Here is a 21,903-nt window from a genome sequence, read left to right on the forward strand (position 1 = left end):
CCACCCCGACACGGGAGTCAGCACATGGCACGAAGCACCCTGCCGCGCCACCTCAAGGTGGCGACCGCCGAGCGGATGGCCGCACAGTTCCTCGCGGCCCGCCGCGTGAAGCACGGCAACCTCCGGATGGAGGCGGACCCGCCCGCAGACCCGCCGGCCGACCCGCCCGCGGATCCGCCCGCCGACCCGCCGGCGGACAAGGGCTTCCCCGACGGCACGGCGCTCGAGCAGATGAGCGTCGAGCAGCAGCGGAACTACTGGCGCCACTACGCCCGCCAGCACGAGTCCCGCGCGAACGCCCGCGCCGACTACGACCAGGTGAAGGCGAAGGCCGAACAGTTCGACGAGCTGCAGCGGCAGCAGCAGACCCCGTCCGAGCAGGCCGTCAACGCGGCCAAGGACGAAGGGAAGCGCGAGGGTGCCCGCGACGCCTACTCGAAGGCCGCAGCCACCCTCCTCAAGTCGAGCCTGACCGCCCGCGGGAAGACCGCGGAGCAGGCGCAGGCGCTGGTGGAGACGGCCAACCTGTCGGCCTTCCTCACCGACGACGGGATCGACACCGCCAGGGTGGAGATCTACGTCAACTCGATCGCAGCCCCCGTCAAGGGCGGCGGGCCCCGGCCGGACCCGAGCCAGGGCACCAGGGGCGACAGCAAGGTCACCAGCGTCGGTGCTGGGCGTGACCTGTTCGCCGAGCGCCACAAGCCCCGGCCGACCGCCGGGACCACCGCCTGACACAGGCATCGCAGTACACCGCGCGGGGCCGACACGGGACCGCCTCAACCAACCCCCTGATCCGAGGAGATCCTCATGCCCAAGCTCCGCACGGAGAGCTTCGCCCCCGGCGGTGACTTCCGGTGGCTGCGCTCCGACCACGCCATCTGGAACGGACGCACCGAGTCGCTCGACATCGGTGCCTTCACCGCCGGCACGCACTACCCGAACGGCTACATCCCGTCCGGGACGCCGGTCGCGCTCGTCGGCGGCCAGCTGGTCCCCTACGACTCGACCGAGGCGACCGTCACCGGCGCCGGCGTGCTGGCGGGCCACATCTTCACCGACCAGCCGGTCGTCCCGGGGTCCACCGAGGACCTCAACGTGCCCGTGCTCGACCACGGCCGGGTCAACCCGGCCCGCGTCCCGCAGGGCGTCCAGGCCTTCGTCGCCCCCGTGGCGTACGCGAAGCGCTCCAACGTCACCGTCGTCTACCGCTGAGAGGGGTTGATCCGAGATGGCTCTCTGGACCGACCTGATCGACCCCGCCACCCTCACCGGGTACGCGCGGGAGTCCCTGGCCGCCTACGAGGAGCGGCGGGGCACCCTGGCCCGCTGGCTGCCGAACCGGTTCATCCCGGACATCGTGGCCCGCTTCGTCAAGGGCCGCACCGGCCTGGTCGACGTCGCGAAGTTCCGCGCCTACGACGCGGAGCTCGAGCCGGGCCGCCGCCAGTCGGCGAACCGGGTCACCATCGAGCTGCCCGCGCTCGGCCAGTGGATGCCGAACACCGAGTACGAGCAGCTCCGCGCCCGCGGCGGCTCGGTGTCCGACCAGCAGACCCTGAACACCATCCTGGCGACCACGGACCTGCTGGTGCGGTCGGTGGCGGACTCGATGGAGCGGCTGCGCGGCATCACCATCAACACCGGCATCGCGGCGCTGACGCAGGACAACTACCGGCTCAACGACGACTTCGGTCGTCCGGCCGGCCTGACGTTCACCGCGCCGGCGCTGTGGTCGGTGGCCGGCACGGACCGCATCCAGCAGATGCTGACCTGGCAGGACCTGTACCGGGACGGCGACGGGGCGAACGTGCCCGGCTCCGGGCAGGACGTCGGCTCGTGGGTGATGTCCACGCGGGGGCTGCGGGCGCTGGTGCAGGGCACGCAGTTCGCCACGGTGCTCGCCGGCGGCGGCTCGCGTCCGGCGACGGTCGACGAGGTGCGGGCGATGCTGACCTCGTACGGCATCGCGCCGATCGAGATCTACGACCGGCGTGTGTCGGTCGACGGCACGGTCGCGCGGGTCCTGCCCGACGACCGCATCCAGGCGCTGCCGGCGCCGGTCGACCCCGACGACTTCGCCGGCACCGAGCTCGGCGGCACGTTCTGGGGCCGCACCCTGTCCTCGCTGGAGGCCGGCTGGGGCATCGAGGACGCCGAGCAGCCCGGCATCGTCACCGGCGTCTACCGGAACGAGAAGCCCCCGATGGGCGTGGAGGTGTTCGCCGACGCCATCGGTGAGCCGGTCCTGGCCAACGCGGAGCTGTCCATGTCCGTGAAGGTGCTCTGATCGGTGATGGTGAAGCTCAAGGAGAACACCGTCGTCGTCGACGAGTCCGGTGCGGCCAAGCCGCTGATGGCCGGCGAGGACGTCCCGCGGTGGGCGGCCAAGCAGGTCGGCGAGCACCTGCTCGAGGACGGGAAGGCCGCCCGGTCCTCGCGTGCCTCGCGCTCGTCGAGCGGCAGCTCGGGGACGGCCGGCAGCCCGGACGGCGCCGGCGGGTCCGAGGAGCCGCCGCGCGGCGGGGAGGGTGCGACCGAGGAGGCGTGGCGGGCGTACGCCGAGGGCCTCGACATCGAGGTGCCCGACGGCGCCAGCCGCGACGAGATCATCGCGCTGGTCGACGCCCGCCCGTAGTAGCTGATCCATCCGCGTCCTGCCCCCGCCCGCCCAGGGCTGGCGGGGGCAGGACGCGCTCCACCGCGGCGACTGACAACGGAGGCGTCTGATCGTGCCGAATCCGACTGTCGTCACCGACGTCGAGGACCGGTTCCGAACGCTGAACGACGCGGAGCGTCGTCTGGCCGGGAGCCTGCTCGCCGACGCCTGGGAGGAGCTGCTGGCTCCGCGCAATGTCCCTGACCTGGAGGACCGCCTCGGCAGGGACGTGGTCTCCGTCGGCTTGGTCCGCCGAGTGGTGGCCGCGATGGTGATCCGGGTGCTCCGGAACCCTGAGGCGATTCGGCAGTGGCAGGTCGACGACGCGTCGTTCACGCGTGACTCGATGGTCTCCTCCGGGCTGCTCTACGCGTCCGCCGATGAGATCGCTCTGCTGAGCGGGCCGACCACGGCCGCGTTCACGATTCGGCCGGGCTGGCGGCGCTGATGCTCACCGCTCAGATGCTCGGGATCGCCCGTGCGGCTGCAGAGGCCGAGATGACCTCGACGTGCACCATCACCCGCGCGGGGACCGGCCAGGGCACATGGAACGAGGCGACCGGCACCTACGACGACCCGCCGCGGGTCACGATCTACTCCGGCATCTGCAAGGTGCAGGACAGCGGCCGCAGCACCACCGACGCCGAGGCCGGCGAGGTGCTTGTCGCGGTGTCCTCGCTTGAGCTGCACCTGCCGGTGACCGGCGCCAGCGGGGCCGTGCGCCGCGACGACGTCGCGCACATGGACAGCAACCCCAACGACCCGGCGCTGGTGGGCTGGGAGTTCATCGTCCGGGCGCCGCACGCGGGTACCGCGAAGACGGCGCGCCGGCTGCCGATCGAGGCGGTGCGCTGACGTGGACATCGACACCTCCCAGCTGCGAAGCCTGCAGCGGGACCTGGCGTACGCCCCGGAGCGGGCGTACGGGCAGTTGTGGAAGGTGATGCAGCGGGCCGCGCTGAACATCAAGCGGGACCTGCAGGAAGAGGCCGCCGGCAGCGGCTACTTCTCCCGCATCCCCGTGTCGATCTCCTACGAGACGTGGGAGACCGCCAACGGGATCGAGGCCGAGATCGGCCCGGAGATCGGCCACGAGCGCGGCCATCCCCGAGCGCAGGGCTCGCTGGCATGGATCGCCTACGAGGGCACCGCCACCACGCCCCCGACGTTCCCCGACCCCGCTGGCGCGCTGGACCGGGAGGCCGACGCCTTCCAGACGTACCTGGCGCGCGCCGTGGTCGGTGACCTGCTGTGAGCGTCCACGAGGCGCTCCTGGCCCGGCTGCGGGGCGCGGTGGACCCCGTCTACGACGGCGAGGTGCCCGTCGACGCGAAGGGCCGGCCGCTGGTGCAGCGGTACGCCGTCTTCTACGCCTCCCCCGGCGCCCGTTCCGCCGAGGACCTGGCGCGGCAGGCAGACCACTTCCTGTTCCGCTGGCAGATCACCTCGGTGGGGCAGGACCGGACGCAGGCCGACTGGGTGGCCACCCGCTGCCGGGACGCCGTCCTCGACCAGCGGGTGCTGGTGGAGGGCTGGGAGACCGGTGTCGTCGTGCACCGCTCCTCGGCCGACATCCGTCCCGACCGGGACATCCCCGGCGGCCCGCTGTTCGTCGCCGTCGACACCTACGAACTTCCCGCCACCCGCTGAGGAGATCACCGTGGCCATCCCCCTCGTCCAGGTCCGCCACAAGGCCACCGGCAAGAAGGCGTTCCTGCCGGAGAGCGCGCTGCCGAACTTCCCCGACTACGTGAAGACGCCGTCGCAGAAGGCCCGCGAGCAGGTGCCCGACGGGACCGCGTTTCCCACCGAGCCGTCCGACATGGGCGAGGTCGAGCCGCCGCGCTCCGGCGCGGGATCGGGCACCGAGGTGTGGCGGGCCCACGCCGAGCGGCTCGGCATCGAGGTGGCCGCCGACGCCGGGCGCGACGACATCGTGGCCGCCGTCGACGCGGCCAAGCCGCAGGGCTGACGCCCCGCTGGCCTGGCTCCTGCACACGACCGCGGCGCTGGCCGCGGCGAACCAGACCGCTCGACCCGGGGATCCGGGTGAGCCCTCCGAAGGAGATGATTCCGATCCCCAAGATGCTCTCGGACGCCAAGCGCAAGCTGGCGTTCGTTCCCGCCCTGCTCGTCCCGAGCGCCCCGACCGTCGCCGAGGTGACGGCCACCGGTGCGCTCGACATCTCGTGCCTGGTGAAGGCTAACAACTTCGCCCTGGGCGCGGCCGGTGAGGACACCGTCAACGACCCGGCGCTGTGCGCCCGTGGCAACGACTCCGCCCCGGGCCGGGTGAACTACACGGCCAGCATGGAGTTCTTCCGGTGGACCACCACCGTGGAGGACAAGGCGTGGACGACGTTCACCGAGTCCGGTATCGGTGGCTTCCTGGTGCAGCGCATCGGTCAGGACTTCGAGGAGCCCTTCGCCGTCGGCGACGAGGTGCAGGTGTACGAGGTGCTCACCGGCACGCCGCGGCTCCTCACCCCCGACGGCGGCCGCTACGAGGGCTTCGCCCTGAACTTCTACGTGCAGTCCGGCGGCACCGACGAGCGCGCCGTCATCGCGGCCTGACCTGTCGCAGGCCTCCGGTACCAACCGAGGCGAGAGAACGACCCCGGGGTCGCGGTAACGGCCCCGGGGTCTGTGCAGACACCTTGGCGGAGGTGCCCACGTGGGCGACGGTACGTGCTCGATCGATGGCTGCACAGGTGCGCGGGACCGCCGCGGCTGGTGCAACAAGCACTACTTGCGGTGGCGACGCAACGGCGACCCGCGGGTCTCTCGCCGCCCGAGCCGGCCCATCATCGACGGCCGGAAGCAGTGCTCGGTGTGCTCCGAATGGAAGCCGCTGGCCGAGTTCCGGCGACGCAAGAACGCTCCGGCAGGTGTGGCGTACGAATGTCGCGGCTGTGTCCGTGATGCCAGTCGACAGCTCCGTGAGTCGTCCCCGCACTACTACCGGGACTGGCACGCGGCCCATCCACAGGCGGCTGGCCAGTACGACGACGCGTGGCGCGTCGCCCACCCGGACCGTGTGAGGGCGACCAGGCAGCGCAATGGGGCGATGCGCCGGGCCAGCATCCAGGCCGACGAAGCCGAGCGGATCGATCCCGACGAGATCTATGCCCGCGATCGCTACCTGTGTCAGCTGTGCGGGGCCCCGCTCGACATGGACGCGTCTCATCCCGCACCACGAAGCCCATCGATCGACCACATCATCCCGCTGAGCAGGGGTGGTGCTCACACGCACGCGAACGTTCAGGCCGCACACCTGCGGTGCAACCTCCAGAAGGGCGCGCGCGTAGCAGCCTGAGTTCTCGACCAGAGGGGCGGCATATCCCTGGCCGGATGCCGCCCCTCTGCCATACCTACGGCCAGGCCGCCCGGCCAGGAGGAACACCATGGACGCCCACCCCGCCGAGATCTCCGACGCAACGCCAGAGCTCGATCCCGACACCTTCGACCTGAACGCCTGGATTGGTGGGGTCACGGGCACCGTCCGGGCCGTCACCCTGTACCAGCGCTCGGATCTGCTCGCGGTCATCGACGGGCTCCAGCGGGAGCTGCGGCTGGCCGAACTCGTGGCCGACGAGGACCGCGGCATGAACGACGCGAGCCCGGACGGGATCCGGCAGCGGATCGAGGAGACTGCCCGCGAGTTCGAGGCATCGGGCCTGGTGTTCAAGGTGGAGGGGCGCTCCGACGAGTCGCGGGAGCGGATCGCGAAGCGGCTGAAGAAGCAGAACGTCACCGACGCCGAGACCGTGGTGCTGCACCAGCTGGCCGACGCCGTCGTCGAGCCGAAGGGCATCACCGTCGACTTCCTGCGGCGGCTGCAGGAGACGTCGGAACCCCAGCTGAAGATGCTGCTGACCGCGGCGTCGCTGGCGAACTTCCAGCCCCCCAAGGTCGACGTAAATTTCTCGTCGGGGTCCTCAGCCGGCCGCAGGCAGCGGGAGCGCTCCTAGCGCTACGCACGGCCCGCTCGTGGGGGAAGCCGCCGTCTCTGTGGTGGGGGCGGGACGGGAAGCGGTGGACCGACGAGGACCGGCTACTGACCCTGGCGCTCGCCGCCTACGAGGAGTCGCTGTGCTCGGGCTGCTCGCAGCCCAAGCACGTCACGTACAACCCGGACGCCGACGGGTGGTTCGAAGCGCGCGAGGTGGTGTGCGCCGGTTGCGCGGCCCAGCAGAGTGGGGCCGCCCGCCCGCAGGGGCAGAAACCCGACCCGGGCACCAAGGTCTATGTGGTCGACACCCGGCCGACCGGTCTCGAGCTCCAGCCGTGGCGGCTGGGCGACTAGGAACCGTCCCCGATTCCGCTGGCCTCGCAGGCCGCGGCCAGCGCATCGCTGTCGACGATCCATTGGGTTCCGACCTGCTGGGCTGACTGACGGATCGCGTCGGTGCTGGCGCGGCTGGCTTGCTCGCCTGCTTCGAGCAGCGCGCCCATAGCGGCCAGCGGGTCGTTGCCACCGCGTAGTTCGGCGTAAATCAGGCACGCCTCGTAGCCAGCTGGGTCGTCATCTGCGAGTGAGCTGCCACCGCAGCCAGCCAGTACAGCTAGCAGGCCAACGAGCGGCCCCGCCACTCCTCTTGTCCGCATGAGACTGACCGTAGACCAGGGGGTGACTGTGCGTGGCTGATCGCAGCGTGCTGGTCCGTCTCCAGGCGAACATCGCAGATTTCCGCCAGCAAATGCAGCAGGCCGAGCGGTCTGTGAAGGGCGTCGGGGACGAGTCGGAGCGGACGTCTCGGCAGGCGACGACCTCGCTGGGCCGGATGGCCGAGTCGGCGCAGAAGAACCGTGGCGCCTGGGACGACGCCGGAACGGCGCTGGCCGGGTTCGGCGTGGTCACGGTGGCCGCCCTGGGCGCGACGGTCAAGGCCGCGGTCGACTGGGAGTCGGCGTGGGCCGGCGTCACGAAGACCGTCTCCGGCACCCCGCGGCAGCTCGGCGAGATCGAGCAGGGCCTGCGGGGGCTGGCCCGCACGCTGCCGGCCACCCACGGGGAGATCGCCGCGGTCGCTGAGGCCGCCGGCCAGCTCGGCGTGAAGACCGACAGCATCGTCGCCTTCACCCGCACGATGGTCGACCTCGGCGAGACGACGAACCTGTCGGCCGACGAGGCGGCGACGTCGCTGGCGCAGCTGATGAACGTCATGCAGACCGCGCCCGACGACGTCGGCCGGCTCGGTGCGGCGCTGGTCGCGCTGGGCAACGCCGGCGCGTCGACCGAGGCCGACATCGTCAACATGGCCTCGTACCTGACCGGCTCCGCGAAGCTGATCGGCGCCAGCGAGTCCGACGTCCTGGCGCTCGCGAACGCGATGACCAGCATGGGCATCAACGCCGAGCGCGGCGGCGGCGTGATGACCCGGGTGATGCAGGACGTCTACGCCGCGGTGCAGACCGGCGGGGACAAGCTGGAGGGCTTCGCCGACGTCGCCGGGATGTCGGCCGGGGAGTTCGCCGCGGCGTTCGAGGCGGACCCGATCCGCGCGATCGACGCCTTCGTGCAGGGCCTCAACGGGGTGGAGAAGTCCGGCGGCAACGTCGTCGCCACCCTCAACGACCTCGGCTACAAGGGCACCCAGGACACCGCGGTGCTGCTGCAGATGAAGGGCGCCGGCGACCTGCTGACCGAGTCCCTGGACCTGGGCAGCCGGGCGTGGGAGCAGAACAGCGCGCTGGTCGAGGAAGCCGCCAAGCGGTACGACACCACCGCGGGCCAGCTCGCGATCGCCAAGAACAACGTGCACGACGCCGCGATCGAGATCGGCGAGGTGTTCCTCCCGGTGCTCGCCGACTTGGCGGGCGGGCTGGCCGACATCGCCGGCTGGTTCGCCGACCTCCCCGAGCCGGTCCAGGCCACCCTCGGTGGGTTGGCGGGTATCGCTGGGGTGGCTGCGCTCGCTGGCGGCGCGTTCCTGCTGCTGTTCCCCCGGGCCATCGAGACCTACAAGGCGTTCCAGACGCTGCGCGACGTCAGCCCCGGCACCGCTTCCGCCCTGGGCAAGGTCGGGAAGGCCGCCGGGATCGCGGGTGGGTTCATCGCCGCGGCCTCGGCGGTCGACGCGTTGATGCAGTCGATGGGCCCGGCGCCGGCCACGATGGAAGAGACCACCGCCGCGTTGCTCGGCATGGGCACCTCGCTCGGCTCGATCGACGAACAGTTCCGGGGCCTGTCCGCAGCCGGCTACGAGATCGAGAGCTTCGCCGACGCGGCAGACCGGCTCATCAACCCCGGCTTCATGGACCAGCTGAACAACGTGGCCAGCTCGCCACTGTTCTGGACCGAGACCTGGGACGAGGGCTCGGCCGGTCGAACCCGGCTCATCAAGCAGCTGGGGCAGATCGGCGACTCGCTCGCCCTCATGGTGGAGAACGGGAACGTCGAGCTGGCCGCCGAGACGTTCGGGGCACTCGGCGACGTCTGGGAAGAGCAGGGCGGCGACCTCGAGGACCTGCGCAACCTGATGCCGGCGTACACCGAAGCGCTGACCGGGGTGAAGAACGAGCAGACCGTCGCCGCCCAGTCCGCTCAGCAGCAGGCCGAGTCGACCGCCCTGCTCGCGCAGAACCTCGAGGCGTCCTACGGCAGCTTGGAGGGCTACGCCGCGGCGTTGGGGCTCAGCGAGGACGCGACCGAAGAGCTACGGGCGAAGACCGAGGAGCTCGGAGCGTCGCTGGCCGCGTTCATCAACCCGCTCGGCGTCTACACCGGCCTGCTGGACGAGAAGAAGGCGGCCGAGGAGGCCGCGGCGATCAAGGCCGCGGAGGAGGCCGGGAAGGGCGCCGACGCGTGGCGAGACTTCGTCGTCGACACCGGGTTCTCCTTCGAGGAGTACATGCAGCGCCTGCGGGATCAGGTCACGGCGCAGGAGAACTGGCAGCTCAACATGCTGGTCCTCGCCGGCCGGGTGTCCCAGGGGACGCTGGATGAGCTGGCGCGGATGGGCCCCGAGGGGGCGCCGCTGGTCGCCGATCTGGTGAACCGGTCAGATGCTGAGCTGGACGAGTTCGACGTCATCATGGCGGCGCGGGCGAAGGAAGCGACCGACGCCTGGGGCGCCCAGTTCACGATGGCCGCCCCGGTGCTCGCCGAACTGTCCCGGAAGATGGGGGCCGACGTCGCGGCCGGCGTAGCCGCCGAGCTGCAGGCAGGGACCACCACCATCGCCCAGGTCGTCGACCGCTACGGCCTGACGATCGTCGGCGGCATCAACCCGATCCTCGGCGCGCTCGGCAAGCCGCAGATCAGCCACATGGCCACCGGCCGCGGCTACCAGGCATACGCCGACGGTGGGGTGGAAGACCACACGGCGCAGATCGCTCCCGCCGGCGCCATGCGCCTGTGGGCGGAGCCTGAGACCGGCGGGGAGGCGTACATCCCGCTGTCGCCGGCCAAGCGGACCAGGTCGGTGGACATCTGGCGGCAGGTCGGTGACCGCCTGGGGGTGCAGTTCCAGGAGTTCGCCGACGGCGGGTTCCGGGACGAGACCGACGTGCCCCGGCCGCGGTCGACGGCGCCGTTCCGGATGCCGCTCTCCACCGCGGCGGATGCGGCGATGCAGACCGAGTACGACGCCGCGGTGGCGTGGCTGCGCGAGAACGGCAGCGGGCGCCTGGGCACCGGGGCTGTCGGGGGCTCGTGGCGTGACCTGTGGGCGATGACGCAGGCCGCGTTCCCGCAGGCGAAGCTCAACTCGTCGGTGCGGAACACCAACGACGCGCACGGCCGCGGGAAGGCCATCGACGTCGGTCTGCAGGGCGTGCCTGGCGGCGCCGGGAACGCCTACATGGCCCGGATGAACCGCTGGTGGTACGACAACCACGGCGCGAACCTGTACGAGCTGATCTACGACGGGCTCGGGGACGACCGGCCGGACATCAAGCGGGGCCAGGACCACAAGTACTCGCCGGCGACCGAGGCCGACCACGAAGACCACGTGCACATCGCCTCGTACCTCAGGGGCGCGATCGTCGACTTCCTGAAGCCGGGCAGCCTGTTCAACCCGCACGTGCGGGACTCCGGCGGGCCACTGCTGCCCGGGTTCACGTTCAACGGCACCGGTGGCACGGAGACGGTCGTGCCGAACAGCCGGCTGGTCGACGCCGGCCTGTCGGCGACCGCGACGGCGCCGATCGACTACGACCGGCTGGGCGCGGTCGTCGCTCGCCACGCGCAGTCCCTGACCGTGGTGACCCGGGACAACCCGACGTCGGTCATCCGCGCGGTCCAGGCGCACAACCAGCAGCAGGCGGCCTTGGCCCCGGCATGGACCTGAGGGGGCGGCGGTGAGCGCGTACTTCCTGGCGTCGCCGCGGTCGGTTCCCTCGGTGGTGCGGCCGACCAAGGAGCCGGTGCCGAAGCTGGTCCTGGAGTCCCTCGACGGTCGCCGGCGCATCCCGCTGGACGACTCGACGGGGTGGAAGGCGCTGGCCGGTGCGACGGGGCTGGACATGCCCCCGGTGGACGTGGCGACCAGGCGGGTGCCGGGGGTGGCCGGGTCGGTCCTGGACGATGTGCGCGCGGAGGAGCGGCCGCTGTTCATCCCGATCAAGGTGACCGCCCGGGACCGCCAGAACGCGACGCATCGGGCGCTGATGGACTCCCTCCGCGCTCTGGTGGATCCGCTGCTCGGCGAGTTCCGCGTCATCGGGATCACCGCAACCAGCGAGCGTGAGCTGACCGCCGTCTACACCGATGGGCTGCAGGGCGACTACGGCGTCGACCAGGCCGGCCTGCACTGGCGGAAGTTCGGCCTGCGGGCGACGGCCTGCCAGCCGTTCGCCGCGGCCCGAACCAGTCGCACCGTCGAGTTCCAGATGGCTGGTGCGGGCGGCGCGTTCCTCGGGGTGGCCGGCGGCACCGACGCGCCGTGGCCCCGCGCGCTGTCCTCCTCGGCGGTGATCGGCGAGGGGATGCAGGTACAGGTCAACTCCGAGGTGGAGGTGCACCCCACCCTCGAGCTGGTCGGCCCGATGACCTCGTTCGCCGGGGAGCTGTCGCCCTTGGTGACCGGCGACGACGGCGCGGTGCGTGTCCTCACCGACCAGGCGTGGTCGGTGAGCGTCCCGGACGGGGTGCCGGCCGGGATGGCGCTGAGGCTGGTGGCCGACCCGCGCGCCCGCTCGATCCGGCTGGGCGCCGGGGACCCGCGGACGACGCCCGGCTGGACCGGTGAGCTGGCGGCCGGCCGGGTGGCGCGGGGATCCACGCTCCGGCCCTTCTACCCCGGGCTGAACGTCCTCAACGTGTCCGCCCCGGGCGGGACCACGGCGACCCGGGTACGCCTCTCCTGGCGCGAGCTGCACAGGTCGCTGTGGTGAGCGACTGGCTGATCCACCCCCGGAACGCCGACCTCGGCCGCACCTACGACCCGATCTCGGGCTGGCGTCAGCTGGTGCTGGTGGAGCGATACGGGCCTCCGGACTCCTGGACGGTGACCGGACCGCCGTCGGCGCTGGGCGTCTTCTCCCCCGGCATGGGCTGCATCCTCGACTCCGGCGGGCAGCAGATCACCTCCGGTCAGATCACGAAGATCCGCCGCGGGGTGATCTGGAACGGCGAACGCACGGAGGAGACCGTCGAGGTGGCGTTCGCCTCCGACCTGGCCCCGCTGGGCGGCCGAGTCGTGCGCCCCTCCCCCGCCCACGCCGTGGGCGCATCGATCACCACGTTCCCCGCCGCCTACGACCTGCGCTCCGGCGCGGTCGAGGACCTGATCATCGGCTACATCGCCTCGCACATCGGCGGGTCGGCCCTGGCGGACCGGCAGCTGGCCCGGCTGCGGCTCCCGGTCTCCCTCGGCCGTGGCGGGGGCACGCAGGTGTCCGGGCGGCTGGACAACCTCGGGGTGCTCGTCCAGTCCCTCGCCGAGGCGGGGAACCTGCGGGTCACCGTGCGGCACGCCGAGGACGTCGCCGGCGCGTGGCTGGACCTGGTGGTGGAGCCGGTGCGGGACCTGTCCACCGACGTGCGGTTCGGCACCGCGGGCTCGACCGCCGCCGGGCTGATCTCCGACTGGTCCTACGAGGTGTCGGCGCCGACCACGACCCGGCCCCTGCTGGGGCTGGGCGGCGAGCTCGCGGCCCGGGAGTTCCTCGAGCTGCGCGACACCGCGGCGGAGGCACTGTGGGGCCGGGTGGTGGAGACCTTCGTCGACCAGCGGCACATCGCCCCGGACAGCACCGACAAGCTGGCCGAGGCCACCCGCGCCGGCCAGGAAGCGCTCGCCGACGGCCGCGGCCCGGTGGCGATCTCGTTCACCCCGATGCTCGGCCCCGACCTGGTGTACCGGCGCGACGTGCGGGTCGGCGACATCGTCGGCTACGACCTGCCGGGCCTGGACCCGGCCGAGGACAAGATCCGCGAGGCCACCACGGTGGTCAGCGTGGAGGCCGGGCAGCCGACCGAGCGGGTGTCGGTGGTCGTCGGCACCCCGGACGCGCCGAAGACCCGGGACCAGCAGCAGACCGCCCGCGCGCTGCGGGACATCGCCGTTCTCAAGAGGAGTCCCTGATATGCCGCAGTCGTCGGCGCCGCTCGTCGGCGTGAACCTGTCCGACCTGGACTGGCGGGACAGCTTCGGCGACGAAGCCGGGGTGCTCCGCGACCTGGACGGCACCGCCTACCGGGTGACGCTGCCCACCGACTCCGACGTGCTGCGGGTCGGCTCCACGACGCAGCGGTCGATCGCCCGGGTCGCCGGGTTCGTGCACCGCATCCCGGCCGGGGAGACCGAGCCGCTGACGATCCCGGTGGCGTCGGGGACGGCGCGGACGGACATCATCGCCCTGCGCTACGACCCCGAGTTCAAGGGCGAGCCGGGCCCGGTCCGGCTGGCCCGCATCGCCGGCACCGCCACCGGGCTGCCCAACTACGACGACGCCGCCCCCGGTGTGGAAGACCTGCCGCTGTGGGCGATCACCCGCCAGCCCGGCCAGTCGCTGTCCCAGGCCATGCTGCGCCGCCTGTTCCCCCGCCTGGCGCCCGGCCTGGAGCTGCCCGAGGGCGCGCCGCTGCCCATCTCCTCACCCCTCGGGACGGTGCTGCAGCAGGGCGCGGTGACCTACCGGCGGCAGCTGGACTCCTCCGGGGTCCCTACGTGGGCGCGGACCTCCGGCGGCGCCGTCGCCCATCACGACGGGGCCTGGTACGACCTGCCCAACGCCAACGACGGCACCGCGCGGGACGTGTGGGGGGCGAACCCGCAGATCCTCGGGGAGATCGCGATCCCGGACCCGGGGATCCCGTACCGGGTGGCCGCGCTGGCGGCCTGCGAGGCCGGGTCCACGCAGGCCAGCACCCGCTGGGACCTGCAGCTGCGCCTGGACTCGGCCACCAACGGTGAGGTGCTCGCCCTGCAGAACGGCGGCCGCTGGCTGGAGGGATCCAACGCGCAGCACTTCAACCTGACGTCGCTGCCCTCGCGCGCGGTGCTGACCGGCACCCACCGGATCTACGTGGTCGCCGCGGCCGGCTTCGGTTCGGCGCTCGGCTACATCACCCCCTACCAGCGGAAGCTCTCCGCGGTCGTCTACGCCACCTGATCCCCGTCCCAGTTACTCCACCCCGCGCCCGCCCCGGGCGGCGGGGCCCTACCCCTGCCCGGAGGTGCCCGTGGCTGCCTACCTGACCGAACGACCTCCTGCTGTCCGCCAGTGGTACGCCAAGCGGAACCGCTCGCTGACCGGCTGCACCGTCCTCCACACCGCCGAATCGATCATGGACTCGGTCGGTCCGGACACCGGCGCCGAGAACGTCGCCAACTTCATCCGCACCCGCACCACCGCCGGCTCGTACCACGACCTGGTCGACTCCGACTCCGCGATCCATCTGGTCGAGTACCACCACGGCGCGTACCACGACGGCACCGGATCCAACAACTGGGCGCTGTCCATCTCCTTCGCCTGCGCCACCACCGACTGGGCGCGCATGTCCCCCGCCAAGCGGCGGGCGTTCCTCCGCCAGGGCGCGATCGCGTTCAAGCGGCAGCAGGACTACCGGCGCTCGGTCGGAGCCCCGCTGACCGAGCTGCGGCGCATCACCAAGGCCCAGTCCGACGCGGGCATGTCCGGCTTCATCTACCACGGCGACCGCGACCCCGGCCGCCGCACCGACCCCGGCGTGCGACCGCCCGCCGAGTTCCCGTTCGACGAGTTCATCACCGAGTGCCTGGCCGTCATGGCCGGCGAGGAGGACGACATGGACCTGAACACCGACCGGTTCACCAACACCTACGGCGCCGAGATCACGCTCCCGACGTACCTCAACGCCCTGGAGGCGAAGGTCGACGCGCTCCTCGGGCAGACCAGCGGCGACACGATCCGCACCCAGGTGTGGGACGCGTCGATCTTCGCTTCGCCGATCCCCCGCGACGTCGAGGCGGCGAAGGAGGCCGGGCAGCCGTTCGCCCCGATCAGCGCCCGCAACGCGCTGCTGCACGCCATGTACGTCGGGGACGAGGCCGCGCAGGCCGCGGGCCGCCCGGTCGAGGTGATCGTGGACGAGGAAGAGGTGGGCCGGCAGATCAGCGCCGCGCTGCCCTCGTTCCTGGGCCGGCTCACCGCGGAGGACGTCCAGGCCATCGCCGACGCCGTCGCCGACGAGCAGGACCGGCGGGCCCGCGACGGCGACCCCGCCACCGGCTCCGTCTCCTGACGCGGAGAGGACCGTCGTCGTGCCGACCACCGCACGCAAGCAGCACCGGATCGGCACGGGGGGCCCCTGGGGCACCGGGCTGCTCCTCCTCGGTGTCGCCGCCATCGCCCAAGGCATCGGCTACCTGGTGCCCCGCACCGCAGGACTGCCCGGCGCCCTCGACGCCCTCGGCACCTACGTGCCCATCCAGGTCGGCGGCATCTTCTGGATCGCCGCTGGCGCCTACGCGGTCGCGCAGGCCCTCACCCCACCACAGTCCCACCACGACGTGTGGCCGCTCGTCGTCATGACGTCGCTGTGGTCGCTCGCCTACCTGGTGCACTGGTCGATCCTCGCCGTGGCCGACGGGAACCTCACCCGCCAGTGGACGTCCGGGGTGGCGTGGGGCTCCCTAGCGGCCCTGATCATCTGCTGGGGCAGGTGCGTGAACCCACCGACGAAGCAGCGCCGATGAGCTTCGACACGGCGCAGATCCTCGGCACCACCCTGCCCGCGGCCGGGGCTGGGCTGATCGGCTGGCTGACCTACCGGCTGAACTCGCGGAAGCACCGGACCGACGGCGCGCAGCAGATGATCGACCAGGCGCAGGAGGAGCGGGACAAGGCGTGGGAGCGGGCCGACGCCGACCGGGAGCGCATGGACGCCTTGCTGGCGAACGCCCTGTCCCGCATTGGTGGCCTTGAGGTGCGGGAGCGGGTCCTCCTGGACTACGTAGCCGCGCTCCGCCACCACATCGACCAGCGCAACGAGCCGCCGCCCCCGCCGTGGCCGGACGCGCTCACCCACTGACGGCAGGAGCTGCCATGCCCTACGAAGTGACCCCGCAGCAGCCCGGCGAGGCGGACCACGCCCCGGTCAGGCACCCGATCGAGCCGAAAGTGAAGGCAGCGACCGTCGGTGGCGGAGCAGCGGGCGTCGTCACCGCGTTCGTCGTGTGGATCACCGACCAGCTGTGGTTCAACGGCGACGTCCCACCCGAGGTCCCGTTCCCGATCGTGTCCATGGTCGGGCTGGCCGCCGGCGCGGCACTGCCGTTCGCCGCGGGCTACTACGCCCGGCACGTGAACCGCTGATGCCGTTCCTCTCCGGCCCGGAGCTGCGGTACGCCGGCTGCGGCCAGTACGAGACCGTGGGCGCCACCGACTACCGCGGGGCACACGACCACATCGCGGTGCCGGCCGGGTTCGCCACCGACCTCGCCACCGTGCCCCGCGCGTTCTGGGCGGTCTTACCGCCGCACGGCGCCTACGAGAAGGCCGCCGTCCTGCACGACTGGCTGTGCGTCCAGCTGGCCGCGCACCGCCGCTGCTGGTGCCGGCCGCCGGTGAACGCCCGGGAGACCGACGGCCTGTTCCGGCGGGTCATGCGCGAGGCCGGCGTCGGCCCGGTCACCCGCTGGGTCATGTGGACCGGGGTCCGCTGGGGTGCGTTGGCCAACCCCGCCCGCCGCGCCGGCTGGTGGCGAGACGCCCCCGCCGTAGCCGGCATCACCGCAGCCGGACTGGCCGCCGCCGTCACGGCCGTCCGCGTCGCCGACCGCGCCGCCCGCCTGATCGCGAGGAGCAGCCGTGCCTGACTTCACCTACGGCCCGGCGCCCGTCCTGGTGGAGGCCAGCGGCGACTTCGCCATCGGCGCCACGGGCACCTTCCGGGCCAGCGACGGCACCCCCGCGCCGATCTACGACCTGAACGGCTCGCCGCTGGCCAGCATCACCGTCGGCCCGAAGGGCGCCCACCAGGCGTTCAAGGCCGACATCCCCGACGGCGTGCTGGACTTCGGGTCGGTCGAGCTGCCCGCCGTGTCCATCGAGGCCATCTCGGCGGCCCTGGACGCCCAGCAGGCGGCCCGGGAGGCCTCGGCTTCGGCGGCGGCCGCGGCGCAGTCCCTGGCCAGTCTCCCGGCCGCAACGACCGAGGCTCAGGGCGTGGTGGCGCTCGCCACCACGGCGTCGACCAAGACCGGTACCGAGACCACCACGGCGGTCACCCCGGCCGCCCTCGCCGCGACCCTGGCCGACCTCCCGGACGGCGGCACCGGCGGGACCGGCGGCGGCACACAGGTCACCGTGGACGGCACTTCCGTCGCCACCCTCGACATCGACTCGACCGCGGTCACCCCGGAGGACGTCGGGATCCCCGGGCCGATGGTCATCGTCCCGCCGGCCGCGGTGTTCGCCACCCCGGGGTTCGCCACCTGGCCCGGCGCGGGCTACACCAGCTTCATGCGCTTCTCCTTCGTGGGGAGGCGCGCCTACCGCTGGATCAACCTGGGGATCGGCACGGCCTCGGGGAGCATCCAGGTCGGGGTCGTGCGCCTGTCTGGCCCCGGGGGCACCGACTTCGAGATCGTGAAGAGTTCGGGTGCGATCCCGGCGGTCGCCGGGTCGATGCACATCGATCTGGGCGCGTTCGAGTTGACGACCGGCGACTACGCCCTGTTCGTGTGGGCGAACAACAACATCGTGCAGCTGCGGGTGGCCGGCACGGGCGTCATCACCGACTCACGGCTCACGGCCGACTGGTCCACCGCTTCCCTCGGCGGCGGCCCGGTGCCGACCACGGGGTCGCTGACCAACGGCTCCGGGTGGGGTGGCTACCGGTACGTCGGCGGCCTGACGCTCGAGGCGGCCTGATGGCCTCCCGCCTGGCGCGCATCACCGTCGGCGGCGTCCCCCGGGTCGTCGACCTGCTGTCCGGCGCGCCTGCGGCCGGCCCGGCCCCCGCGCCGGCCCGCGTGTGGCACTACGAGGCCCTCGCCGTCGGCGCGGACCCGGTGCCGAACCCGTGGTCGGAGTTCCACGGCCTGCGCACCGACCAGCGGGAGATCCTCGACGTCAGCAGCCAGGGCCTCGGGTTCGCCCGTGCGCTGCGGTTCAACGTCCAGCCCGGCGACACGGGCTGGGGCGGCACGTCGGGCACGCTGCGATCGGAGGTGCGCGCCTCGATCGCCCAGTCCGGCAGCGTCACCGTCGGATCCGAGCAGTGGTGGGCGTGGCCGACCTTCTTCCCGGCCGACTTCAACTGGGACGAGAACAACCAGTTCCTCATCTTCACGCAGTGGCGGCACGGCGGGGCGGGTAGCGGCAACCCGAACGTCGGCCTGTGGTCCGACGTCAACGAGAACCTGATGCTGTGGGTCCGCGGCGGTAGCGGGGGCGCCGTCTCCGGCGACGCCCAGTACGAGAAGACCTACAACCTCGGCCCCATCGTGAAGGGCGCCTGGTCGCGGTTCATGGTGCACCAGGTCTGGTCGGACGACCCGGCGACCGGGCTGGTGGAGGTGTACCGCAACGGCGTGCTGCTGCACAGCGCCGCGGACGCCAACCTCTACACCGGCGACACGATCTACATCAAGCAGGGCATCTACTCCGCCGCGGGCACCCAGCGGCAGCACTTCATCACCCACGGCCCGCTGCGGTGGGGATCCACCCGCGACGCCGTGGAGAACCTTCCGCCGTTCGTCTGATCCCCCGCGGCCGGCCCGCCCGGCCAGCAGCGCCAGGTCGTCGCCGAGGCGGCCATCTGCGCCGACGAGCTCGGCCGGCTCAACAGGCGGCGCGTTCGACGCCGCGCAGAGGGCGGCCTTCGGGTCACCCACTCCCCCGCCACGCACTACCCCCTTCGCCCTTCGAGACCGTGGAGGTCTGCCCCCATGCCCGTCCTGCGCCACTCCACCGCCGTCCGCAACGCGATCGCCGACACCGTCGTCGGGATGCTGGATGCCGGCACCGGCCCCGGCAAGATCGAGATCCGTTCCGGCGGGATGCCCGCCGGACCCAACTCGGCCGCCACGGGCACGCTGCTGGCCACGGTGGCGCTCCCGGACCCTGCGTCCACCAGCGCGTCCAACGGGGTGGACACCATCATCGACCCGGTCGCGGTCACCGGTGTCGCCGACGGCACCGCAACGTGGGCGCGGTTCCTCGATTCGGCGAACGTCGCGGTCATGGACTGCGATGTTTCGGCCACCGGCGGCACCGGCGCGATCACACTGGTCACCACCACCATCTCAGCGGGCGTCGAGGTGGACCTGAACGCCATCACCTACAGCGTCCCCGCCTGATCCCGTGTCGCTGACCCGCTTCGACGCGGGCCGGGACGCCGCGCGAGCGGGCACCGGGCCGCTGGACATCATCGGGGGTCCGGGCGACTCGGTCGCCGAAGCCCGCGACGTCGGCACGGAGAACGGGTGGCTGGCCAAGCTGACCGCGCGTCTTCGGGCCCGCTGGCAGCCCGCCGGGGTGCCCGGCGGCGAGGGCTACGTGCCCTCCTACTACGTGTCCAGCGGTGTCGTGGACCGGTGGACGTTCACCGGCGGCACCCCGAACTTGGCCCCCCAGTACGGGCTCGGGCACCGGCACCACCATTTCGTGTCCGGCGGCATCGTCCAGTCGCTGACCTTCACCGGCACCCGCATCCAGGTGATGTGGGCCGGCAGCGTCAACACGGGCGTCGTCGGCATCTCCATCGACGGCGGTCCCGCGGTCTCGGTCAACACCGCCACCGGGTTCACCAGCTCCACCCCGGCCGGCGGCGGCTCCTGGCTGTCCCCGGCGCTCGCGCGCGGCAGCCACACCATCACGCTGACCAACACGAGCGGCAAGATCGTGCTGCTGTCCGGCGCGTACGTGTACGACGGCGACGAGTCCACCGGCGTGCGCATGTGGGAGGCCGGGCACTCCGGCTGGGAGGCCGAGGACTACGCCAACCGCAGCCCGAACAACACCTCCCACGCGGCGACGATCGCCGCGATCGCGCCGCACCTGGTGATCCTCCCGCTGGGCTACAACGACTGGGCCAACGGACGCACAAGCGCCCAGTTCCAGACCGACCTGACGAAGATCATCACCGACACGAAGGCTGCGGCGGCGGTCGACCCCGACTTCCTCATCGTCGCCTACCCGGCGCGCACCGACAGCCCCGCCGCGGTCGTCGAGCCGTGGGCGAACTTCGTGACGGCCATGCAGTCGGTGGCCACCGCCCAGGGCGCCGAATTCCTCCAGATCAGTGCGGTGCCCACCCTCGACGGCGTGCACCCCACCGCCGACGGGCACACCACCATCGCGGCGGAGGTCGAGGCGTTCCTCGCCCCCGCCTCGGCGGTCACCGGCAGTGGTGCGCTGACCGCCGGCGCGCCTACTCTCGCCGGGGCCGGCACCCTGCGCGCGACCGGCAGTGGTGCGCTGACCGCGCCGCAGCGAACCCTCGCCGGCTCCGGGCAGCTGCGCGCCACCGGCGGCGGCGCCCTCACCCCCGCGGCGGCGTCCCTGTCCGGGACCGGCGCCCTGGCGGTGGCCGGGTCCGGCGCGCTCACCGCGCCGGCCCGATCGGTGCAGGCCTCCGGGCAGCTGACCATCACCGGCACGGCCACCCTCACCGCGGCCGGCTGGTCGCTGGCCGCCGCCGCGTCGGTCACTCTGACCGGCGCGGGCGCGCTCGCCCCGGCGCCCGCCGTGCTCGCCAGCTCGGGCAGCGTCACCACCCCGCAGCCGGACACCGTCACCGGGGGCGGCGCGCTCACCGCCCCCGCCCCGACGCTGGCCGGCGCGGCCACCGTCCGGCTGGCCGGGTCCGGCGCGCTCACCGCGCCCACCTCCACCCTGCAGGCCGCTGGCACGGTCACCGGCCCGCAGGCACAGATCACGCACACCGCGGTGACCGCCGCCGTGGCCGCGCACCTGAGCGCCGCAACCCTCGCCCCGCACCTCGGCACGGCCGTGCTCGCCGGCGACGGGCGCTCGACTGCGACCCTGCACACCACCTGAGAGGACGAGCCGTTGGCCGACTTCACGATCAAGAGCAGCGACCGGCTGCCGTCCATCCAGGCGTCACTGGCCACCGCCGGGAAGCCCGTCAACCTGACGGGCGCCACCGCCGACTTCATCATGCGGGCCGTGTCCGGCGGCCCGATCAAGGTCAACGCGGCCGCCGTCATCGTCGACGCCACCGCCGGGGTCGTGCGCTACGACTGGGCCGCCGGCGACACCGACGTCCCCGGCAAGTACGAGGCCGAGTGGGAGGTCACCTGGCCCGACAGCAAGCGGCAGACCTTCCCCACGCTGACCTACCACACGGTGGACGTGCTGGCCGACCTGGACGACGACCTCTGATGCCCGCCGACGCCCTCCCCCAGCCGCACACCACCGTCCCCGGCCTGGCCCACCTCGAGCGCACCTACCTGGATGCCCTGCGCCGGCCGCTACGCGGATCCGTGCGGATCACCGGCGCTCAGCGCGCCGAGCACGGCGGCACCGTCGTCACCGCCGCCGCCGTGACCGCGCAGGTCGTCGATGGCACGCTCGCCGTCGAGCTCCCGGCCGGCACCTACGAGCTGGCCCTGTCCCTCAACACCGTCGACGGCGAGCGGGTCCGGGAGACCGAGACGGTGACGCTGGAGTAGCCCAGAAGGGGCGCTTCGGGCCGATCCGAGAACACATCGACAAACGCACCATCACCTTCGCCCTTCGGGACCTAGCTGTAGTAGTTCATGACGTTGCTCACACGCCGCCGAGGTCGTCGAAGATCGACATCTGATCCGTGGTGACCTCCGGCAGGTCTGGCGTCTGAGCCT

General features: G+C 72.4%; 28 protein-coding genes. 27 read left to right on the forward strand and 1 reads right to left on the reverse strand.

What is annotated here, in order from left to right; all coding sequences use genetic code 11:
• The first annotated feature begins 24 nt into the window (after positions 1 to 24).
• From BD833_RS20945 to BD833_RS21000, 12 genes are all read left to right on the forward strand, one after another.
• Positions 25 to 735 carry a hypothetical protein gene (locus BD833_RS20945; protein ID WP_166535101.1) on the forward strand — a complete coding sequence of 237 codons (711 nt, stop codon included), beginning with the start codon at positions 25 to 27 and terminating at the stop codon, positions 733 to 735.
• 75 nt (positions 736 to 810) lie between these two features.
• Positions 811 to 1,215: a potassium transporter gene (locus BD833_RS20950; protein WP_166535102.1), complete on the forward strand. Its 405-nt coding sequence runs from the start codon at positions 811 to 813 to the stop codon at positions 1,213 to 1,215.
• A gap of 16 nt (positions 1,216 to 1,231) precedes the next feature.
• A complete protein-coding gene (locus BD833_RS20955) occupies positions 1,232 to 2,290 on the forward strand; it encodes a major capsid protein (protein ID WP_166535103.1) in 1,059 nt (352 codons plus the stop codon).
• Between the two features lie 3 nt (positions 2,291 to 2,293).
• On the forward strand, positions 2,294 to 2,638 hold the full coding sequence (locus tag BD833_RS20960; RefSeq protein WP_166535104.1) for a hypothetical protein: 345 nt from the start codon (positions 2,294 to 2,296) through the stop codon (positions 2,636 to 2,638).
• A 94-nt stretch (positions 2,639 to 2,732) separates the two neighbouring features.
• Entirely contained in the window at positions 2,733 to 3,107 is a 375-nt protein-coding gene (locus tag BD833_RS20965) for a hypothetical protein (RefSeq protein WP_166535105.1), read from the forward strand.
• Positions 3,107 to 3,514, forward strand: coding sequence for a DUF6093 family protein (locus BD833_RS20970; protein WP_166535106.1), 408 nt, complete (start codon positions 3,107 to 3,109; stop codon positions 3,512 to 3,514). Before BD833_RS20965 ends, BD833_RS20970 begins: the two co-directional genes overlap by 1 nt.
• A gap of 1 nt (position 3,515) precedes the next feature.
• Positions 3,516 to 3,914: a hypothetical protein gene (locus BD833_RS20975; RefSeq protein ID WP_166535107.1), complete on the forward strand. Its 399-nt coding sequence runs from the start codon at positions 3,516 to 3,518 to the stop codon at positions 3,912 to 3,914.
• On the forward strand, positions 3,911 to 4,309 hold the full coding sequence (locus BD833_RS20980; protein ID WP_166535108.1) for a hypothetical protein: 399 nt from the start codon (positions 3,911 to 3,913) through the stop codon (positions 4,307 to 4,309). Before BD833_RS20975 ends, BD833_RS20980 begins: the two co-directional genes overlap by 4 nt.
• A gap of 10 nt (positions 4,310 to 4,319) precedes the next feature.
• On the forward strand, positions 4,320 to 4,631 hold the full coding sequence (locus tag BD833_RS20985; protein WP_166535109.1) for a hypothetical protein: 312 nt from the start codon (positions 4,320 to 4,322) through the stop codon (positions 4,629 to 4,631).
• A 95-nt stretch (positions 4,632 to 4,726) separates the two neighbouring features.
• Positions 4,727 to 5,233, forward strand: a complete 507-nt coding sequence (locus BD833_RS20990) for a phage tail tube protein (RefSeq protein ID WP_166535110.1) — start codon at positions 4,727 to 4,729, stop codon at positions 5,231 to 5,233.
• Positions 5,234 to 5,333: 100 nt separating this feature from the next.
• Positions 5,334 to 5,975 (forward strand): HNH endonuclease, encoded by a 642-nt coding sequence (locus BD833_RS20995; RefSeq protein ID WP_166535111.1) that lies wholly within the window; start codon positions 5,334 to 5,336, stop codon positions 5,973 to 5,975.
• Positions 5,976 to 6,063: 88 nt separating this feature from the next.
• Positions 6,064 to 6,630: a hypothetical protein gene (locus BD833_RS21000; protein ID WP_166535112.1), complete on the forward strand. Its 567-nt coding sequence runs from the start codon at positions 6,064 to 6,066 to the stop codon at positions 6,628 to 6,630.
• A gap of 331 nt (positions 6,631 to 6,961) precedes the next feature.
• On the opposite strand, the gene BD833_RS21005 is transcribed toward BD833_RS21000, so the two are convergent.
• Complete coding sequence (locus BD833_RS21005) at positions 6,962 to 7,114, reverse strand: hypothetical protein (protein ID WP_166535113.1); 153 nt, start codon at positions 7,112 to 7,114, stop codon at positions 6,962 to 6,964.
• A gap of 185 nt (positions 7,115 to 7,299) precedes the next feature.
• Here BD833_RS21005 and BD833_RS21010 point away from each other — a divergent pair, with 185 nt between their 5' ends.
• The 15 genes from BD833_RS21010 (at position 7,300) to BD833_RS21080 (ending at position 21,732) form a co-directional block, all read left to right on the forward strand.
• The gene (locus tag BD833_RS21010) at positions 7,300 to 10,953 is read left to right on the forward strand and encodes a phage tail tape measure protein (RefSeq protein ID WP_166535114.1); all 3,654 of its coding nucleotides are present in this window, start codon (positions 7,300 to 7,302) and stop codon (positions 10,951 to 10,953) included.
• A 10-nt stretch (positions 10,954 to 10,963) separates the two neighbouring features.
• Positions 10,964 to 11,998, forward strand: a complete 1,035-nt coding sequence (locus tag BD833_RS21015; protein WP_166535115.1) for a hypothetical protein — start codon at positions 10,964 to 10,966, stop codon at positions 11,996 to 11,998.
• Positions 11,995 to 13,191: a Gp37-like protein gene (locus tag BD833_RS21020; RefSeq protein WP_166535116.1), complete on the forward strand. Its 1,197-nt coding sequence runs from the start codon at positions 11,995 to 11,997 to the stop codon at positions 13,189 to 13,191. The genes BD833_RS21015 and BD833_RS21020 overlap by 4 nt, the downstream gene beginning before the upstream one ends.
• 1 nt (position 13,192) lies before the next feature.
• On the forward strand, positions 13,193 to 14,221 hold the full coding sequence (locus BD833_RS21025) for a hypothetical protein (RefSeq protein WP_166535117.1): 1,029 nt from the start codon (positions 13,193 to 13,195) through the stop codon (positions 14,219 to 14,221).
• A 70-nt stretch (positions 14,222 to 14,291) separates the two neighbouring features.
• Positions 14,292 to 15,332: a hypothetical protein gene (locus tag BD833_RS21030; protein WP_166535118.1), complete on the forward strand. Its 1,041-nt coding sequence runs from the start codon at positions 14,292 to 14,294 to the stop codon at positions 15,330 to 15,332.
• Positions 15,333 to 15,351: 19 nt separating this feature from the next.
• The gene (locus BD833_RS21035) at positions 15,352 to 15,786 is read left to right on the forward strand and encodes a hypothetical protein (RefSeq protein ID WP_166535119.1); all 435 of its coding nucleotides are present in this window, start codon (positions 15,352 to 15,354) and stop codon (positions 15,784 to 15,786) included.
• Positions 15,783 to 16,121, forward strand: coding sequence for a hypothetical protein (locus BD833_RS21040; RefSeq protein ID WP_166535120.1), 339 nt, complete (start codon positions 15,783 to 15,785; stop codon positions 16,119 to 16,121). Before BD833_RS21035 ends, BD833_RS21040 begins: the two co-directional genes overlap by 4 nt.
• A gap of 14 nt (positions 16,122 to 16,135) precedes the next feature.
• Entirely contained in the window at positions 16,136 to 16,405 is a 270-nt protein-coding gene (locus BD833_RS21045) for a hypothetical protein (protein ID WP_166535121.1), read from the forward strand.
• Positions 16,405 to 16,908 (forward strand): DUF1353 domain-containing protein, encoded by a 504-nt coding sequence (locus BD833_RS21050; RefSeq protein ID WP_166535122.1) that lies wholly within the window; start codon positions 16,405 to 16,407, stop codon positions 16,906 to 16,908. The genes BD833_RS21045 and BD833_RS21050 overlap by 1 nt, the downstream gene beginning before the upstream one ends.
• Complete coding sequence (locus BD833_RS21055) at positions 16,901 to 17,965, forward strand: hypothetical protein (RefSeq protein WP_166535123.1); 1,065 nt, start codon at positions 16,901 to 16,903, stop codon at positions 17,963 to 17,965. The genes BD833_RS21050 and BD833_RS21055 overlap by 8 nt, the downstream gene beginning before the upstream one ends.
• Positions 17,965 to 18,798 (forward strand): heparin lyase I family protein, encoded by an 834-nt coding sequence (locus BD833_RS21060; RefSeq protein ID WP_166535124.1) that lies wholly within the window; start codon positions 17,965 to 17,967, stop codon positions 18,796 to 18,798. The genes BD833_RS21055 and BD833_RS21060 overlap by 1 nt, the downstream gene beginning before the upstream one ends.
• Positions 18,799 to 18,984: 186 nt before the next feature.
• Positions 18,985 to 19,395 carry a hypothetical protein gene (locus tag BD833_RS21065; RefSeq protein WP_166535125.1) on the forward strand — a complete coding sequence of 137 codons (411 nt, stop codon included), beginning with the start codon at positions 18,985 to 18,987 and terminating at the stop codon, positions 19,393 to 19,395.
• Between the two features lie 4 nt (positions 19,396 to 19,399).
• On the forward strand, positions 19,400 to 21,097 hold the full coding sequence (locus tag BD833_RS21070) for an SGNH/GDSL hydrolase family protein (RefSeq protein ID WP_166535126.1): 1,698 nt from the start codon (positions 19,400 to 19,402) through the stop codon (positions 21,095 to 21,097).
• Positions 21,098 to 21,109: 12 nt separating this feature from the next.
• Positions 21,110 to 21,442, forward strand: a complete 333-nt coding sequence (locus tag BD833_RS21075) for a BppU family phage baseplate upper protein (protein ID WP_166535127.1) — start codon at positions 21,110 to 21,112, stop codon at positions 21,440 to 21,442.
• The gene (locus tag BD833_RS21080; protein ID WP_166535128.1) at positions 21,442 to 21,732 is read left to right on the forward strand and encodes a hypothetical protein; all 291 of its coding nucleotides are present in this window, start codon (positions 21,442 to 21,444) and stop codon (positions 21,730 to 21,732) included. Before BD833_RS21075 ends, BD833_RS21080 begins: the two co-directional genes overlap by 1 nt.
• Positions 21,733 to 21,903 lie beyond the last annotated feature (171 nt).

The organism is Blastococcus xanthinilyticus, assembly GCF_008124835.1.
GTDB lineage: Bacteria > Actinomycetota > Actinomycetes > Mycobacteriales > Geodermatophilaceae > Blastococcus > Blastococcus xanthinilyticus.